This is a genomic window from Janthinobacterium sp. YR213, from assembly GCF_900099875.1.
In the GTDB taxonomy this organism is placed as follows: Bacteria; Pseudomonadota; Gammaproteobacteria; order Burkholderiales; family Burkholderiaceae_D; genus Janthinobacterium; species Janthinobacterium lividum.
The window spans coordinates 658,496-676,121 of record NZ_FNDA01000004.1 but is presented as its reverse complement, the minus strand read 5'-3'; the positions used below and the strand labels follow the sequence as shown (position 1 = coordinate 676,121).

Below are 17,626 nucleotides of genomic sequence, written 5' to 3'. Positions count from 1 at the left end.
ACTGCCCGCGATATGGCGGGCAGTTTTAAAGACAAACCTGCTACGAGTTTGCTATTCACCAGGCAATCAGGGAATCGCCACACTGCCTTTCGGCTTCTGCGTTTTCACCACCTGCATCGCCGTGGCGATCAAACCGCTCATATCGCCCAGATTCGCCGGCACGATAATCGAGTTATTGGTTTTCGCCAATTGTGCGAACGCGCCCACATACTGCTCGGCTACTTTCAGGTTCACGGCATCTTCCCCGCCCGGTTCGCGAATGGCGGCACCCACCTGGCGCAGCGCCTCGGCACTGGCTTGCGCCAGCGCGACGATGGCCGTGGCCTGGCCTTCGGCACGGTTGATCGAGGCCTGCTTCTCGCCTTCGGAGCGGGCAATGGCCGCTTCGCGCTCACCGCTGGCGATATTGATCTGTTCCTGCTTGCGCCCTTCCGAGGCGGCAATCAGGGCGCGCTTTTCGCGTTCGGCCGTAATCTGTGCCTGCATCGCATGCAGGATTTCCTTGGGCGGCGTCAAATCCTTGATTTCATAGCGCAATACCTTGACGCCCCAATTCGCCGCCGATTCATCGATGGCATTCACGATGGCCGTATTGATATGGTCGCGTTCTTCAAATGTCTTGTCGAGTTCCATTTTACCGATCACCGAACGCAAGGTCGTTTGCGCCAGCTGCGTAATGGCGGCAATATAATTCGACGAGCCATATGAAGCACGCATGGCATCGGTAATCTGGAAATACAAAATGCCATCGACCTGCAATTGCGTATTGTCGCGCGTAATGCACACCTGCGGCGGCACGTCGAGCGGAATTTCCTTGAGCACGTGCTTGTAGGCGATACGGTCGACAAAAGGCACGACAATATTCAGGCCAGGACCCAATACCGCGTGAAACTTGCCCAGACGCTCCACCACCCAGGCATGCTGCTGCGGCACCACATTGACCGTCTTGAAGACAAATACCAATGCCAGCAATAACAAGATCAGCGACACGCTACCAGTGCTTACTTCCATAATCTACTCTCCAGGTTATCCAACAATCAAACGGCTGCCACGCACGGCATGTATGGTGTAATGGCCGGCTTGCGTATCGCCGCCGGGAATCAGCTCCACATCCCACAAGGCGCCGCGGTACATGACGCGCGCCGCGCCATCGACCCAATGCGCGACCGCCACGCTTTGGCCGATATCGAGATTCACATTCGGGTCCTGCGCCGCATCGCGCCGCGCCGCCTTGCCAAAACGGCTGCGCCGCAATAACAGGGTGGCCGCCACGCCGACAATGGCGGCCGTCAGGGCTTGCCAGCCGCCATTGCCGCCCGCCAGCGCCACCAGTCCTCCGGCACTGATGCCGATGGCGATCATCAGCAAATAAAACGTGCCCGTAAACAGCTCCAGGATCAATACCGCGCCAGCCGCCACAAACCAGCCTACCCATTCAGCCATGATGCCTCCATCTTTGCGAATCCGAAAATAAAAAACCCCGTAGCCTATATAAGCGACGGGGTTTAATGCGTATTACTGCCTGATATTATTCTTGCCAAACACCTATATACAAGCAGTCTAACGCAATTCCTGATGACGTCAATAGGCGGGGGCGAATTAGCGCCGCAGGCCCGGCCTTTATTCCTCGAGCAGGCTGCGCAACATCCACGCCGTCTTTTCATGCAAATCCAGGCGCTGCGTGATCAGGTCGGCCGTCGGCTGGTCATTGGCCTTTTCCAGCAACGGGAACAGGCGGCGCGCCGTGCGCGCGGTTGCTTCCTGTGCCGATACCAGGTGGCTGACCATGTCCAGCGCCGGCGGCACGCCGTCGATTTCCTTGATCGAGGCCAGCTTGACGAATTCCTTGTAGGTGCCCGGCGCCGGGTAGCCGAGGGCGCGGATGCGCTCGGCGATCAGGTCCAGCGCGGCCCACTGCTCCGTATATTGCGTCATGAACATCAGGTGCAGGGTGTTGAACATCGGCCCCTTGACGTTCCAGTGAAAATTATGGGTCATCAGGTACAAGGTGTAGCTGTCGGCCAGCAGGCCGGACAGGCCGTCCGCAATCTTCGCGCGGTCCGCTTCGGAAATGCCGATATCGATCTTTGCCACTTTGCTCGGTTTCTTGCTTGCCATGTGAACTCCTGTTTCAATGTATTGGTGGAATCATTTTAGCTGATCTGGAGCAAGTCCATCGAATACTGCCGTGCGCCGCGTGGCAGGCATAAAAAAACCCGCTGCCGGGTGAGCGGCAGCGGGTTTTCAAAGGGCGGGAAAGATGCTTACGCTTTCAGCGCAGCCAGTTTCTGCCAGGTGTCGATCACCGAATCCGGATTCAGCGACATCGATTCGATGCCCTGCTCCATCAGCCAGACGGCGAAGTCCGGATGGTCGGAAGGACCCTGGCCGCAAATGCCGATGTACTTGCCGCGTGCCAGGCAAGCCTTGATGGCCAGGGCCAGCAGGGCTTTCACGGCAGGGTCGCGCTCGTCGAAGTCGGCGGCCAGCAATTCCATGCCGGAATCGCGGTCCAGACCCAGGGTCAGCTGGGTCAGGTCGTTCGAACCGATCGAGAAGCCATCGAAATGGTCGAGGAACTGGTCGGCCAGGATGGCGTTCGACGGCACTTCGCACATCATGATGACGCGCAAGTCGTTCTCGCCGCGCTTCAAGCCATTCTTCGCCAGCAAGTCGATGACTTTCTCGGCCTGGCCCAGGGTGCGCACGAACGGCACCATGATTTCCACGTTGGTCAGGCCCATGTCATTGCGCACGCGCTTCATCGCTTCGCATTCCATGTTGAATGCTTCGGAGAAGTCGGCCGACAGGTAGCGCGCCGCGCCGCGGAAGCCCAGCATCGGGTTTTCTTCGTCCGGCTCGTAGCGCGAACCGCCGATCAGCTTCTTGTACTCGTTCGACTTGAAGTCGGACAGGCGCACGATGACTTTTTTCGGCCAGAACGCGGCGGCGATGGTGGCGATGCCTTCGGCCAGCTTGTCGATGTAGAACGCCTTCGGCGAAGCGTGGCCACGCGCCACCGATTCCACGGCCTTTTTCAGGTCGGCATCGATGTTCGGGTATTCCAGGATCGCGCGCGGGTGCACACCAATATTGTTATTGATGATGAATTCCAGGCGCGCCAGGCCCACGCCGGCATTCGGCACGGACTGGAAATCGAACGCCAGCTGCGGATTGCCCACGTTGAGCATGATCTTGGTGTCGAGCTTCGGCAATTCGCCGCGCGACACTTCCGACACTTCTGTTTCCAGCAAGCCATCGTAGATCTTGCCTTCGTCGCCTTCGGAGCACACGACGGTGACAAACGTACCGTCTTTCAGCACGTCGGTCGCGTCGCCGCAGCCGACGACGGCAGGCACGCCCAGTTCACGCGCAATAATTGCTGCGTGGCAAGTACGACCGCCGCGGTTGGTGACGATGGCCGAAGCGCGCTTCATGACAGGCTCCCAGTTCGGGTCCGTCATGTCGGCAACAAGCACGTCGCCTGGCTGCACGCGTTCCATGTCGGCCGGATCGTGGATCACGCGCACGGGGCCGGCGCCAATCTTCTGGCCGATGGCGCGGCCCGACGTCAGCACGGTGCCGGTGCTTTTCAGCTTGAAGCGCTCTTGCACGTCGGTCGCCTTTTGCTGCGACTTGACGGTCTCTGGACGCGCTTGCAGGATGTACAGCTTGCCGTCGCGGCCATCCTTGCCCCACTCGATGTCCATCGGACGGCCGTAGTGGTTTTCGATGATGACGGCGTATTTGGCCAGTTCCACCACTTCGCTGTCGTTCAGCGAGTAGCGGTTGCGCATTTCGACGGGCACGTCGACGGTTTTCACGGAACGGCCAGCTTTCGCTTCGTTCGTGAATTCCATCTTCAGCAGCTTCGAGCCGATATTGCGGCGGATCACGGGCGACTTGCCTTTTTCCAGCATCGGCTTGTGCACATAGAATTCGTCGGGATTGACGGCGCCCTGCACCACGGTTTCGCCCAGGCCATAGCTGGAGGTGACGAAGACCACGTCCTTGAAGCCCGATTCCGTATCGATGGTAAACATCACGCCAGCCGCGCCCAGGTCGGAACGCACCATGCGCTGCACGCCGGCCGACAAGGCCACTTCAGCGTGCGTAAAACCCTTGTGCACGCGGTACGAGATGGCGCGGTCGTTGTACAGCGACGCGAACACCTGCTTCATGGCCTCGAGCACGTTGTCGATGCCGACCACGTTCAGGAAAGTTTCTTGCTGGCCAGCAAAAGAAGCATCCGGCAAGTCTTCCGCCGTGGCGGAGGAACGCACGGCAAACGACATTTCGGTATCGGAATCGGCCACCAGCTTGGCATAGAACTGGTCGATTTCGGCGGCCAGGCGTGGCTGGAATGGCGTTTCCACGATCCATTGACGGATCTCGGCACCGGCTTGCGCCAGCGAGCGCACGTCATCGATGTTCAGCCCTTCGAGGCGCTGGGCGATGCGTTCGGCCAGCGGCAAGCCGCCATTGGCGCTATACGACAGGAAATCGCGGAATGCCTGCGCCGTGGTGGCAAAGCCACCGGGCACGCGCACGCCGGCTTCCGCCAGCTGGCTGATCATTTCGCCCAGGGAGGCGTTCTTGCCGCCGACGGATTCGACATCCGTCATGCGCAAATGCTCGAACGAGGCAACATACACCGCGTCCTTGTCTTCCTGCTGTTGCGATACTGCGTTGGTCATAATGACACCCTTACTGATGATAGAAATCTTTACGCGCGGCGCACAGACAGTCTTCTTGTTATTCTTGGCGTCGTGCAGCACAATCATACCGTTGCAGCCATTTTACCTTGTGCGGCGCAAATTGACGACGCACAATCTTGATCCGAAAACCCATGACACAAGATCCACGCCCCCCTCTGCCCTCCGCGGCCCGCACCGTCTTCTTCGTTTCCGACGGCACCGGCATCACCGCCGAGACGTTCGGCCACTCGGTGCTGACGCAGTTCGATCTGCGCTTCCGCCAGATCCGCCTGCCCTTCATCGACACCATGGACAAGGCCTACGAGGCGGCGCGCAAGATCAACGAAGCGTTCGCCACCGATGGCCAGCGTCCGATCATTTTCTCCACCCTGGTGAAGAACGACCTGTCGGCCGTGATCCGCAAGTCCAGCGGCATGCACATGGACCTGATCCAGACCTTTGTCGCCCCGCTGGAGCAGGAACTGGGCGTCATGTCGACCCATACCATCGGGCGCTCGCACAATATCGTCGACAGCGAGGAATACAAGAACCGCATCGAGGCGATCAACTATTCGCTGGCGCACGACGATGGCCAGTCGCACAAGAACCTGTCCTCGGCCGATGTCATTCTGGTGGGTGTGTCACGCTCTGGCAAGACCCCCACCAGCCTGTATCTGGCCATGCAATACGGTATCAAGGCGGCCAATTATCCGCTGATTCCCGACGATTTCGAGCGCGACAAGCTGCCATCGGCCCTGCTGGAATTTAAGAATAAAATTTTCGGATTGAGCATTACGCCCGAACGTTTGTCGGAAATACGCAACGAAAGGCGCGCTGGAAGCAAGTATGCGGCCATCGAAAACTGCCGTTACGAGGTCAACGAGGCGGAAAAAATGATGAAACGCGAAGGCATCCGCTGGCTGTCGTCGACCACCAAGTCAATCGAAGAGATCTCCACGACGATCCTGCAAGAGATCAAGCCGAACCGCCGCGAATACTAGAACGCTTGACCAAACCTGCTGCGCGTCGGTATAGATGGCTTGCGACGGTTTTGTCAGGTGTTCGCCTCGCCGGACAGCACCGTCAGCGCGGCGACCAGTTGATCGAGTTCGCTGGTCTGCGTCGTGATGGCCACCGTGGCGCGCACGATGTCGGTATCGCCGATATTGCGTTCGACGGTAAACACGCCGAAGCGGTGCAATAAAGCCTGTTGCAGTTCCCGCGCACGCATGCCATCGACGGCAAAGGCCACCAGCGCCGTGCCACGCCTGGCATCGAGCGGCGACAGAATTCGCACGCCGGGCAGTTGCGCGGCGCGGCTGACCCAGTAATTGCGCAGCCAGGCCAGGCGCTCCATCTTGGCCGGCGTGCCGCCCAGGCGCGCATGGAAGTCCAATGCGGCAGGCGCGGCCAGGATGGCGCCGATCGGCGGCATGCCCATGTGCAGGCGGCCGCGGATATCGTCGGGCGGATAATCATCGTCGCCAAAATGCGGCTCGATCTTGTGCAGCTGCGACGCGCGGATATACACGACACCGAGTCCCGCCGGCGCCCCCAGCCATTTGTGCAGATTGAAACCGGCGAAATCGACGCCCATGGCCTGCACGTCCACGTCGACCTGCCCCAGCGCATGGGCGCTGTCGAGCAGCACGTCAATGCCGTGCTCGCGCGCCAGCGCCATGATGGCCTGCACTGGCAATTGCTGGCCGTTGGCCGGCGCCACCTGCGACAGCAGCAGCAACTTGGGCTTGACGGCCTGGCGCATGGCTTGCGCGTAACTGCCGACGATCTCGTCATCGCTGATGGGCAAGCGCAATGTGACTTGCGTGCTGGTGACGCCACGGCGCTGCGCCAGCCAGCGCATAGCCGTGCGCATGGCCGGATAGTCGAGATTGCTCCACAGTACCGTATCACCGGGCGCCAGGCCGTGGTATTGCGTGATCAGCACCTGCATCGACTCGGTGCCGCTGCGGGTCAGCAGTATCTCGCGCGGCTCCGCGTGGATCAGCGCGGCGACGCGCTGGCGCAGGATATCCACATGCGTGCGCGTGAACTCGCCGCGCACGAAAGGACTCAGTTGCTCGTTGGTGTAGCGCACGGCCTGCTCGAAGGCCGCTTGCACGGGCGCGGCCATGGCGCCGAAATAGCCGTGCTCGAGATTGACGATGGCGTCTGGCGGCGCGGGATACAACGCGGCCACCTGACGCCACCAGGCCTCGTCACGTGCGGCGCCGTCGGCGAGCAGGGGGAAAAACATGGCTATCCTGTTCAGGCCTGGCCCTGGCGCAGCTGTTCGAAGAAGCACACGGCGGCGCAGGCGGCCACGTTCAGCGATTCGATCTGGCCCAGGTGGGGAATGACCACCTGGTGCGTGGCCATCGACAATAAATCGTCGGCGACGCCCTGCCCTTCATGGCCGAACAGCCACGCGACGGGCTGGCGCAGGTCGACGTCGTACAATCGCTGCGTGGCATAGCCGCTGGTGGCGAGGGTCGCCACCTTGGCACCGGAAACGAGCGCCGCCAGGTCGACGTTTTCAAAGATGTCGAGCACGAAGTGTGCGCCCATCGCCGCGCGCAGCACCTTCGGCGACCAGCAGAAGGCCGTGCCGGCGCTGCAATACACCTGCGTGATGCCGGCGGCCGCCGCGCTGCGCAGGATGGAACCCACGTTGCCCGGATCTTGCAGGTTATCGAGCAACACGGCCGACACGCCCAGGGGCTGCGTGACGGCCCGTTCCGGCGTCTCGATGAGGAACATCACGCCCACGCCGTGCTCGACCTGGCTCACCGCGTTATACAGCGCGTCAGGCAAGCCCAGCACGTGCGCGCGCTGGCTTTCCAGCCGGCCGACGATGTCCGCCACTTCCCCGTTCTGCAAGGCGCTTTCGCTGACGATGCATTGCTCCGGCATGCCGCGCAGCTGCAGGTAGGATTGGCACAGGTGCACGCCGTCGAGCAAGGTGCGGCCCGACTTGCGGCGCGCCTGCGAACTGCCCGCCAGCTTCAGCAAATCCTTGTATTGCGCGTTGTCGCGCGAGGTAATCGTCTTCATGCCACCACCTCCTGTGCGCCGAACAGGGCGATCACGTTGCGCACGGGCGCGAACGAGCGGCGGTGCACGGGCGAGGCGCCGTGCAGGTGCAGGCGCTCGAGGTGCAGCTTGGTGCCGTAGCCCTTGTGCTGGTCGAAGCAGTATTCGGGATAGGCCGCATGCAGGTGTACCAGGGCCGCGTCGCGCGCCGTCTTGGCCAGGATCGAGGCGGCGGAAATCGAATCGACCTTGTCGTCGCCACCAATGATGGCCATGCCGCGTATCGGCATCACGGGGCAGCGGTTGCCGTCGATCAGGGCCAGGGTCGGCACGGTAGCCAACGCCTCGACGGCGCGGCGCATGGCCAGCATCGACGCCTGCAAAATGTTCAGGCGGTCGATCTCTTCCTCCGACGCTTCGGCGATGGCCCAGGCCAGAGCCTTGGCCTTGATCTGCGGCGCCAGCAGGTCGCGCCTGGTTTCGCTGAGTTTTTTCGAGTCGCGCAGGCCGTCGATAGGCTGGTTCGGGTCGAGGATCACGGCGGCGGCGAACACGGGGCCGGCCAGCGGACCGCGTCCTGCCTCGTCGACGCCGCAGATGATTTCATCGAGCGAGAATGGCAAGTCGTCAAACAGGCCGGGATAGATATTTTTCACGTTGAATCTTTGGTTGGTACTGCGGTTGAAGCGATGATCGGGGCTTACTTGCGGTTGGCGGCGATGACTTGCATGACGGCGTTGGCGCTCTCTCGCGCGCTGTCGCGCAGCAGGCTGTGGTGCATGTCCGTGAAGCGCTGCACCAGGCGCAAACGGCCCGGCACGTCGCTCAGCTGCTGCCACATGGCCTCGGCCAGCGATTCGGGGCTGGCCGCGTTTTGCAGCAGTTCGGGCACCAGGTAGTCGCGCGCCAGGATGTTGGGCAAGCCAATCCACGGCTGGTAACCCATGTGGCGCATGATTTCCCACGACGCGCGCATCATCTTGTAGGCGATGACCATGGGCTTCTTGTACAGCGCCACTTCCAGCGAGGCCGTGCCGGACGCCACCAGCACCGCATCGGCGGCGCAGATGGCCGTGTGCGAGCCGCCATCCGTCAGCAGTATCTCGACGTCCTGCAAGCCTGCTTCCGCAATCAATTGCAGGAAGTACTGGCGCTGCTTTTCGCCGGCCATGGGCGCGACGAAACGCAGCGAGCGGTCGCGCGCCAGCAGCAGCTTGCAGGCGGCCACGAACGCCACCGTATTGTATTTGAGTTCGCCCATGCGGCTGCCCGGCATCAGGGTCACGACATTCGCGTCTTCCGGCAAGCCCAAAGTGCGACGCGCGGCCGCTTCGTCGGGCTGCAACGGAATCATTTCGGCCAGCGGATGGCCGACATAGGTGACGGGCACGCCCGCCTTGCGGTAGATCTCTTCCTCGAAGGGGAAGATCACCAGCATGTGCGAGACGGCCTTGATGATTTTCTTGATGCGGCCACCGCGCCAGGCCCATATCTGCGGCCCGATGTAGTGCACGGTAGGGATGCCGCCTTCCTTGAGCTGCTGTTCCAGCCCCAGGTTGAAGCCCGGGTAGTCGGCGCCGATGAAGACGGCGGGACGCTCCGCCAGCAGCTGGTCGCGCAATGCGTTCTGGATGCCCTTGATCTCGCGGTAGCGGGGAATGATCTCGAACAGGCCCCGCACGGTCAGCTTGTCGAGCGGCCAGTCGGACACGAAGCCCTGCCTGGCCATGTGCTCGCCGCCAATGCCGTGAAAGCGGGCACCAGGCAGCTGCGGCACGAGGCCGGACAGCAGCCGGCTGGCCAGCAGGTCACCCGACACCTCGCCGGCGACGATGGCGACATTGGCGACCGGCCGGCCGCCGGACTGGTCAGCGGACGATGCCACGCGACGCCACGCCAAGGAATTCGCGCATGGCACGAATGTGTTCCGCCACCTCGGGCGACGATGCCGCTTCTTCTTCGAACAGGGCTGCCTTGGATTCTTCCAGGGTCAGTCCCGAGCGGTAGATGAGTTTATACGCGGTGCGGATGCCGTTGATCTGCTCGCGCGTAAAGCCGCGGCGTTTCAAGCCCTCGATATTGACGCCATGCGCCTGCGCCGGATTGCCGTTCAACAGGACGAACGGTGGCACGTCCTGCGTCAGGCTGGTGCTCATGCCGACAAAAGCGTGCGCGCCGATCTTGCAGAACTGGTGCACATTGGCGAAGCCGCTCATGATGACCCAGTCGCCGATCTCCACGTGGCCCGCCAGCTGCGCATTGTTCGAAAAAATCGTGTTGTTGCCCACCAGGCAGTCGTGCGCCAGGTGCACATACGCCGAAATCCAGTTGTCATTGCCCAGGCGCGTCACACCGCCGCCCTGCACGGTGCCCGTGTTGAAGGTGCAGAATTCGCGGATGGTATTGCGGTCGCCGATTTCCAGGCGCGTCGCCTCGCCCGCCCATTTTTTGTCCTGCGGCTGCGCGCCGATGGAGGAAAACTGGAACAGGTGGTTATCGCTGCCGATCGTCGTGTGCCCGTCGATCACCACGTGCGGGCCAACCTTGGTGCCGGCGCCGATGCGCACGTGCGGACCGATGATGGTGTACGGACCCACCTCGACCGAACTGTCGAGCTCGGCCTTCGGGTCGATGACTGCCGTGGAGTGGATGGCCGCCATGTTACTGCCCCGCTGGCTGGCTCGCAGACTGGCTCGCATCCTGCGCGCTGCGGATGGTGCACATCAGTTCCGCTTCCACCGCCAGCTTGCCGTCGACCGTACCGACGGCCTTGTATTTCCAGATGCCGCGCGAGACGCGCAGGATTTCCACATCCATCTTCAGCTGGTCGCCCGGCTCGACAGGACGCTTGAAGCGCGCATTGTCGATGCCGACAAAGTACACCACCGAATTTTCGTCCGGCTTCACGCCCATCGTCAGGAACGACAGCAAGGCCGCCGTCTGCGCCAGCGCTTCGATCATCAGCACGCCAGGCATGACTGGCTTGTGCGGGAAATGGCCCTGGAAGAACTCTTCGTTGACCGTCACGTTCTTGATGGCGGTGATGGTTTTGTTCGCTTCCCAGTCCAGCACGCGGTCAACCAGCAGCAGCGGGTAACGGTGCGGCAGCAGCGATTTGATGGCGAGGATGTCGAGGGTCTTTTTTTCAGTAGTCATTTTTCGTCTTGCGTGGTCAGTGTTTTAATTGTTTTTTCAAGCGCGCGTATCTTCTCGCGCATGCTTGACAGGTTGCGCACGATGGCGGCGCTCTTTTCCCAGTCGGCGTTCTTGGCCAGCGGATAGAAGCCCGTGTACTGGCCCGCTTCCAGGATCGAACGCGAAACCATGCTGCCCGAGCCCACGTGGACGCGGTCGGCAATGGTCAGGTGGCCCAGCACCATGGCGGCACCGCCAAAGGTGCAGTACTTGCCGATGATGGCGCTGCCGGCCACGCCGACGCAGCCGGCCATGGCCGTGTGCGCGCCGATATGGCAGTTGTGGCCGATCTGAATCTGGTTATCGAGCTTGACGCCATCTTCGATGATGGTGTCGGCCAGTGCGCCACGGTCGATGGTGGTGTTGGCGCCGATATCGACATCGTCACCGATCACCACCCTGCCCGTCTGCGGAATCTTGATATACACGCCACCTTCGTTGGCGAAGCCGAATCCGTCGGTGCCGATCACGGCGCCCGAATGGATGATGCCGCGCTGGCCGATCACGCAGCGCGCGTGGAAGGTCACGTTGGCGAACAGCTGGGTACCGGCGCCGATGACGGCGTCGCGGCCCACCACGCAGCCGGCGCCGATGACGCAGCCGGCACCGATCACGGCGCCCGCTTCGATCACCGCATGCACGCCGACGGAGGCGCTGGCATCAACCTGCGCGCTGGCGTCGACAAAGGCGCCCGGATGGATGCCGACCGGGGCCTTGATCTCGTGCAGGGCGGCGAAATACTGCGCCGCACGCGCGAAATACACATAGGGATTCGGGGTGACGATACGCGCGCCGGCGTAGTCGCCGCCGATCAGCGCGTCGTCGGCCGGCGTGAGGATCAGCGCCGCGGCGCCGCTCTGGGCGGCCTGTGCGCGGAATTTGCTGTTGCTGAGAAAGCTGATGTGCGAAGCGCCGGCGTCGGCCAGCGGTGCGATACCTGAAACTTCCAGGTTCGGATCGCCCGCCAACTGCCCGCCGAAGCGTTCGACCAATTCTCCTAGTCGAGTGCCCATCTTTTACCTTTATAAGAACGCCTGACTATGCCTGCTGCGCGGCGCGATTTGCGGTCTCCGATGCTCACTGTGCTCCAGCACAGCTCCGCTTCTCAACCACAACTCACCTCCGCTCGCCACGGCACTGTCAGGCGTAAAAACTATTACAGTTACTTGTCCAGCGCCTTCAATACCTTGTCGGTAATGTCGATGCGCGGGCTGGCCCACAGGGCTTCCTGCAGCACGATGTCATATCCTTCGATATGCGCCATCTGCTGGATGATGGTGTTGGCTTTTTCCGCGATGGCGCTGCGCTCTTCGTTCGTACGCTGGCTCAGGTCTTCGCGAAATTCGCGCTGGCGGCGTTGCAGCTCCTTGTCCAGCTCGAAAAACTCGCGCTGGCGCTTGGCGCGCTCCGCCTCGCTCAGGGTCGGCATGTCCTTTTCCAGGGCTTCGTTGGCGACCTTGAAGCGGCTAGCCAGTTCCTGCACGGCTTTTTCACGCGAGCGGAACTCTTCGGCCAGCTTGGCGCTGGCCAGCTTGGCCAGCCTCGATTCGTTATAAATACGTTCGCTGCTGATCCAGGCGATCTTCGACTCCTGAGCCTGCGCCTGCACCGGCAACAGCGAACTCCAGCACAATGCGATCACGGCAAGGGTCTTGGGCAGGGTAGCGGATGCGGTGTTCATGATACTCCATGGTCAAAAAGTAAAAGCTGTCGCCCCGGTTCAGATGGCCGGTCAGAAACCGGTGCCCATCTGGAACTGGAAGCGCTCCAGGCGGTCCGTCGGCTTGGCGTTCAGCGGCTTGGCATAGCTCAGCTTGAGCGGGCCCACCGGGGAAATCCAGCTGATGCCCAAGCCAGCAGAATAGCGCAATTGCGACAAACGCATTTTTTCGCCTTCCTGGTAGACCTGGCCGCCGTCAAGGAAACCGAACCAGCGCAAGCTGCGGTCATTGCCCGAACCGGGGAATGGCATCTGCAGTTCCGCGTTACCGATCAGGCGCGAAGCGCCGCCCAGGGCATCGTTGGTGCTCGGTTCGACCGCGCCCAGCGAAGAACTCAGGTAGCCGCGCACCGAACCGATACCGCCGCCGTAGAAGTTCTTGAAGACCGGGTACACGTGCTTGCCGATGCCGTGGCCGTAATCGAGTTCGCCCTTCAGCGCCAGGGTGACCTTGCTGAACAGCGGACGGAAATACTGGTGCTCATAGATGGCACGGAAGTATTTCTGGTCGCCGATCAGGTCAGCCTCCAGGTTGACGCGCTGGTAGCGGCCGATCGACGGCGTCAGGGCGCTGTCGCGGCTGTCGCGCTGCCATGCCGCCGTCAGCGGGATGGAATTGGTGGTGGCCGAACCGATACCGTCGGACGGGCCGCCGTTGTCAACCACGTATTGCTTGAAGCGGATCGGGCTGGTGATGTCGGTTTCGATGCGCGAGCGCTCGGCGCCGATACCGAAGAAGACGGTGTCGACTTCCGAGAACGGCACGCCGAAACTGACGCGGCCACCGGTTTGCTTGATCTTGTAGCTGCCGATGTTCAGCGCCGGCGGTTCCGTCGTACGCAGGTAGACTTCAAAGCTGCGCGAAATGCCATCGTCCGTGTAGTACGGATTGGTTTGCGAAAACGCGATCGTGCGGCTGTAGTGGCTGGTATTGAGTTCGATGCCGACCGTGTTGCCGCTACCGGCAAAGTTGGCCTGCGAAATCGACGCCGACAGGGTGAATTTTTCCGATTGCGAGAAAGCGCCGCCGATCAGGAAGTTACCGGTTGGTTTTTCCACCACCGTCACGTTGACGTCGACCTGGTCGGTCGTGCCCTGCGCTTCCGGCGTATCGATGGTCACGTCCTTGAAATAGCCAAGGCGGTCGACACGGTCGCGCGACAGCTTGATCTTGTTGCTGTCATACCAGGACGATTCGAACTGGCGGAATTCGCGGCGGATGACTTCATCGCGCGTGGTGGTGTTGCCGGCGATATTCATGTGGCGCACGTACACGCGCTTGCCCGGATCGATGAAGAAGGTAAAGCCCACTTCATGCTTTTCACGGTTGATTTCCGGATTCGCGTTGACGTTGGCAAACGCATAGCCGAACGTGGCCAGGCGATCCTGGATGCGCTTGTTCGTCGCCGTCAGGCGCGCGCCCGAATAGATTTCGCCTTCGCGCATCAGGTTCAGCGCTTTCAGCTCTTCTTCGCGGCCAAACATCTCGCCTTCGAACTTGGTGCCGGCGATCTTGTACTTCTCGCCTTCGGTGATATTGATCGTCAGGTAGATGTCTTTTTTATCGGGCGTGATCGACACTTGCGTCGAGTCGACCTGCATCTCGATATAGCCGCGGTCCAGGTAGTAGGACTTGAGCGACTCGATGTCGCCCGTCAGCTTGGTCTTCGAATATTGGTCGGCCTTGGTGTACCAGCTGAACCAGCCGCCCGTGTTCAGGGCCAGCTGCTCGCGCAGTTCCTTGTCGGTGAAGGCCTTGTTGCCGACGATGTTGATCTGCTTGATGCGGGCCACGTCGCCCTCGTCGACGGCGAACACCACGTTGACGCGGTTACGCTCGATCGGCGTGACGGTGGTGGTGATCTTCACGCCGTACAGGCCATGCGACAGGTACTGGCGCTTGAGTTCCTGTTCCGCGCGGTCAACGGATGCCTTGTCGAAAATCTTGGCTTCACCGACGCCGATTTCCTTCAGGGCCTTGACCAGCACATCCTTCTCAAATTCCTTGGTACCGGTAAATTCCACGGTGGCGATGGCTGGACGTTCCTCGACCAGCACCACCAGCACGTCGCCATCGGCTTCCAGGCGCACATCCTTGAACATGCCCGTCGCGTACAGGGCCTTGATGGCGGCCACGCTCTTCTCGTCGGAGAACGTCTCGCCGACCCGCACCGGCAGGTAGGCAAACACGGTGCCCGCTTCGGTACGCTGGATCCCTTCGACCCGGATGTCCTTGACAGTAAATGGCTGGACGGCCAGCGCGTGGCCGGAACAGAAGGCCATGACGGCGGCGCCGATCAGGCTGCGGCGAAAGGAAGGCAAGGCAAAACGAGCAGAATGTAATTTCATTGGGGTTATTCAATGGGTAAATCAATGGACAACATACACAAAAGATTGCTTGTGCGACTCACGCAATGGCATCAACCACCGCCCTAATTCAGCAATCGCAACACGTCATTAAAGACGGCAAGCACCATCAAGGTCAGCAACAAACCGATCCCCAGGCGCTGGGCAATCTCGCCTACGCGCTCCGGCAAGGGGCGTCCGGTCAAAACTTCCAGCGAATAATACAGCAAATGCCCGCCATCCAGAACAGGAATGGGTAGCAAATTCATCACGCCCAGACTGATACTGATGAAGGCAATGAAGCTCAGGTAGCTTACCAGGCCGATGCGCGCCGTCTGGCCCGCGTAATCGGCGATGGTAATGGGTCCCGTCACATTCTTCAGCGAGACCTGGCCGGTGATCATCTTGCCCAGCATTTTCAGGCTCATGACACTGGTATCCCAGACCTTGACGGACGCCTTGCCCACGGCGGCGAACGGTCCGGATGCCACGGTGATCATATCCGGCACCTGCCCCAGCTTTGCCTGTATCTTACCAACTGTTACAGCTCCCTCTGCCCCGGCGCCCGGCACGGCGTCCGGCGTAATGGCCAAGGTCAGGTCCTGCCCTTGGCGCAAGAGTTGCAATTGCAAGGTCCGGCCCGGCGCCTGGCTCAGGGTGGCGATGACGGCCGCCACGTCGTGCACGGGCTGTTCGTCGATGGCCAGGATCTGGTCGTCTTTCTGCAGGCCGGCGCGCGCGGCGGCGCCACCGGGCATGATTTCCATCAGAGTGGGCGCGGAACGGGCCAGGGTCAGGCCCAGCTTGCCCAGCACATCGCCTTCCAGATCCGTTTCCGTCAGGCTGGCCGTCGGCAAGGTCGCTTCCTGCTCGCCACGGTCAGGCCGGCGCACTTCGATGCGTGCCGGCTGCTTGTCGAGCGTGGCCTGGATCAGTTCCCAGCGCAGTTCGGACCAGCTGGCCACAGCCTTGCCATTCACCGCTTCGACCGTATCGCCGCTGCGCAAGCCGGCCGCATAGGCGGCCGTCTGCTCGGCCACGGGGCCGAGCTTGCTCGACGGCTCTTCGATGCCATGCATGAACAGGCCCGCGTACAGCACGATGGCGACGAGGAAATTGGCCAGCGGGCCGGCGGCCACGATGGCGATGCGGCGCCACACGCTCTGGCGCGTGAATTCGCGGCACAATTCGCTTTCCGGCAAGTCGCTGAGGTCTTGCGCGCGGCTGTCGAGCATGCTCACATAGCCGCCCAGCGGCAGCGCGGAAATCGCCCATTCCGTCTGATCCTTGCCAAACTTGCGCGAATACACCACTTTCCCCATGCCGATCGAGAAGCGCAGCACTTTCACGCCGCACCAGCGCGCCACCAGGTAGTGGCCCAGCTCGTGCAGGGTAATCAGCGAACCGAGCGCGACAATAAAGGCCAGCAACGTGGTGATGAGCGTCATGCAGCCAGCCTCTGGGCGATGTATGCTCGCGCAGCCGCTCTGGCCAGGCGGTCCTGCTCCATCACGGCCTCGATGCTGGAAGCGGCGCCATGCGGCACCGTCTCGATCACGTGCGCGATGACCCGGTCGATCTGACGGAAGCCGATCTGTTCGTCGAGGAAGGCTTGCACGGCCACTTCATTGGCCGCATTGAGCAAAGCCGGGGCCGTGCCGCCCGCGCGCAGGGCGTCGAAGGCCAGCGCCAGGCAAGGGAAACGGCGGAAGTCGGGACGCTCGAACTGCAGGGTAGCCACTTGCGCCAGGTCCAGTTGCGCCACGCCGGAAGCGATACGCTGCGGATATGCCAGCGCATGCGCGATCGGCGTGCGCATGTCCGGATTGCCCAGCTGGGCCAGCACGGAACCATCGACATACGACACCATCGAATGGATCACGCTTTGCGGGTGGATCAGCACCTCGATCTGCTCGGCAGGGGCGCCGAACAGCCAGTGCGCCTCGATCACTTCCAGGCCCTTGTTCATCATGGTGGCCGAATCGACGGAAATCTTGCGCCCCATGGCCCAGGTCGGATGCTTGCACGCCTGGTCCGGCGTGACCGAGTCGAGCGTTTCGACGTCGCGCGTGAGGAAGGGGCCGCCGGAAGCGGTGAGCACGATTTTTGCCACGCCTGCGGCGCCTGGCGCGCGGCCATGGGCATGCGGCATGCATTGGAAGATGGCGTTATGTTCGCTGTCGATCGGCAGCAGCACGGCGCCGTTATCGTGCACGGCATCGATGAACAGCTGGCCGGACATGACGAGCGCTTCTTTATTGGCCAGCAATACTTTCTTTCCGGCACGCGCCGCCGCCAGAGTGGGCGCCAGGCCGGCCGCGCCGACGATGGCCGCCATCACGCCCGTCACTTGCGGCGCGCTGGCGATGGCGCACAGGGCTTCCTCGCCGTACTCGACTTGCGTATCGACGCCCTGCCCGCGCAGCAAGCGCGTCAGTTCAAGGGCGGCGTCCGCCGTGCCGACGACGGCGCGCTGGGGACGAAATTGCAGGCACTGGGCGGCCAGTTCGGCCACACGCGTATGCGCGCTCAGCGCATACACGCTGTATTGCTCCGGATGACGCGCGAGCACGTCCAGGGTGGACACGCCGACCGAACCGGTCGCGCCAAGAATGGTGATGTATTGCATGAGTTT

Annotated in this window: 16 protein-coding genes; 1 reads left to right on the top strand and 15 read right to left on the bottom strand. The window is 61.8% G+C overall.

The genetic code is table 11. From position 1 onward, the window contains the following. Positions 1 to 66: 66 nt before the first annotated feature. The 4 genes from BLT98_RS20730 to ppsA all read right to left on the bottom strand — a co-directional run bounded on the left by BLT98_RS20730 (position 67) and on the right by ppsA (position 4,697). Complete coding sequence (locus tag BLT98_RS20730; protein ID WP_070257384.1) at positions 67 to 1,011, bottom strand: SPFH domain-containing protein; 945 nt, start codon at positions 1,009 to 1,011, stop codon at positions 67 to 69. Between the two features lie 15 nt (positions 1,012 to 1,026). After that, a complete protein-coding gene (locus BLT98_RS20725; protein WP_034784134.1) occupies positions 1,027 to 1,443 on the bottom strand; it encodes an NfeD family protein in 417 nt (138 codons plus the stop codon). 177 nt (positions 1,444 to 1,620) lie between these two features. Then, complete coding sequence (locus BLT98_RS20720) at positions 1,621 to 2,118, bottom strand: Dps family protein (protein ID WP_092610964.1); 498 nt, start codon at positions 2,116 to 2,118, stop codon at positions 1,621 to 1,623. Positions 2,119 to 2,264: 146 nt separating this feature from the next. Further along, positions 2,265 to 4,697 (bottom strand): phosphoenolpyruvate synthase, encoded by a 2,433-nt coding sequence (gene ppsA / locus BLT98_RS20715; RefSeq protein ID WP_034752367.1) that lies wholly within the window; start codon positions 4,695 to 4,697, stop codon positions 2,265 to 2,267. A gap of 152 nt (positions 4,698 to 4,849) precedes the next feature. On the opposite strand from ppsA, the gene BLT98_RS20710 reads away from it, so the two are divergent. Beyond that, positions 4,850 to 5,698 carry a posphoenolpyruvate synthetase regulatory kinase/phosphorylase PpsR gene (locus BLT98_RS20710; RefSeq protein WP_034784135.1) on the top strand — a complete coding sequence of 283 codons (849 nt, stop codon included), beginning with the start codon at positions 4,850 to 4,852 and terminating at the stop codon, positions 5,696 to 5,698. Between the two features lie 53 nt (positions 5,699 to 5,751). Here BLT98_RS20710 and BLT98_RS20705 read toward each other — a convergent pair whose 3' ends face one another. From BLT98_RS20705 to ispC, 11 genes are all read right to left on the bottom strand, one after another. After that, positions 5,752 to 6,954 (bottom strand): aminotransferase class V-fold PLP-dependent enzyme, encoded by a 1,203-nt coding sequence (locus BLT98_RS20705; protein WP_092610961.1) that lies wholly within the window; start codon positions 6,952 to 6,954, stop codon positions 5,752 to 5,754. Between the two features lie 11 nt (positions 6,955 to 6,965). After that, positions 6,966 to 7,751, bottom strand: coding sequence for a TrmH family RNA methyltransferase (locus BLT98_RS20700; RefSeq protein ID WP_092610958.1), 786 nt, complete (start codon positions 7,749 to 7,751; stop codon positions 6,966 to 6,968). Next, positions 7,748 to 8,386: a ribonuclease HII gene (gene rnhB, locus BLT98_RS20695; protein WP_092610955.1), complete on the bottom strand. Its 639-nt coding sequence runs from the start codon at positions 8,384 to 8,386 to the stop codon at positions 7,748 to 7,750. The genes BLT98_RS20700 and rnhB overlap by 4 nt, the downstream gene beginning before the upstream one ends. A gap of 44 nt (positions 8,387 to 8,430) precedes the next feature. Continuing rightward, positions 8,431 to 9,615, bottom strand: a complete 1,185-nt coding sequence (gene lpxB / locus BLT98_RS20690) for a lipid-A-disaccharide synthase (RefSeq protein ID WP_092611164.1) — start codon at positions 9,613 to 9,615, stop codon at positions 8,431 to 8,433. Then, a complete protein-coding gene (gene lpxA / locus BLT98_RS20685) occupies positions 9,599 to 10,390 on the bottom strand; it encodes an acyl-ACP--UDP-N-acetylglucosamine O-acyltransferase (RefSeq protein ID WP_092610952.1) in 792 nt (263 codons plus the stop codon). Before lpxA ends, lpxB begins: the two co-directional genes overlap by 17 nt. Before the next feature lies 1 nt (position 10,391). After that, entirely contained in the window at positions 10,392 to 10,886 is a 495-nt protein-coding gene (gene fabZ / locus BLT98_RS20680) for a 3-hydroxyacyl-ACP dehydratase FabZ (RefSeq protein WP_070257388.1), read from the bottom strand. Then, the gene (gene lpxD / locus BLT98_RS20675) at positions 10,883 to 11,938 is read right to left on the bottom strand and encodes a UDP-3-O-(3-hydroxymyristoyl)glucosamine N-acyltransferase (protein ID WP_092610949.1); all 1,056 of its coding nucleotides are present in this window, start codon (positions 11,936 to 11,938) and stop codon (positions 10,883 to 10,885) included. Before lpxD ends, fabZ begins: the two co-directional genes overlap by 4 nt. A gap of 149 nt (positions 11,939 to 12,087) precedes the next feature. Then, entirely contained in the window at positions 12,088 to 12,606 is a 519-nt protein-coding gene (locus BLT98_RS20670; protein ID WP_051958405.1) for an OmpH/Skp family outer membrane protein, read from the bottom strand. Positions 12,607 to 12,657: 51 nt separating this feature from the next. Then, positions 12,658 to 14,994: an outer membrane protein assembly factor BamA gene (gene bamA, locus BLT98_RS20665; RefSeq protein ID WP_034784144.1), complete on the bottom strand. Its 2,337-nt coding sequence runs from the start codon at positions 14,992 to 14,994 to the stop codon at positions 12,658 to 12,660. A gap of 83 nt (positions 14,995 to 15,077) precedes the next feature. Next, positions 15,078 to 16,439 carry an RIP metalloprotease RseP gene (gene rseP / locus BLT98_RS20660; RefSeq protein ID WP_092610946.1) on the bottom strand — a complete coding sequence of 454 codons (1,362 nt, stop codon included), beginning with the start codon at positions 16,437 to 16,439 and terminating at the stop codon, positions 15,078 to 15,080. Next, the gene (gene ispC, locus BLT98_RS20655; RefSeq protein ID WP_092610943.1) at positions 16,436 to 17,620 is read right to left on the bottom strand and encodes a 1-deoxy-D-xylulose-5-phosphate reductoisomerase; all 1,185 of its coding nucleotides are present in this window, start codon (positions 17,618 to 17,620) and stop codon (positions 16,436 to 16,438) included. Before ispC ends, rseP begins: the two co-directional genes overlap by 4 nt. Positions 17,621 to 17,626 lie beyond the last annotated feature (6 nt).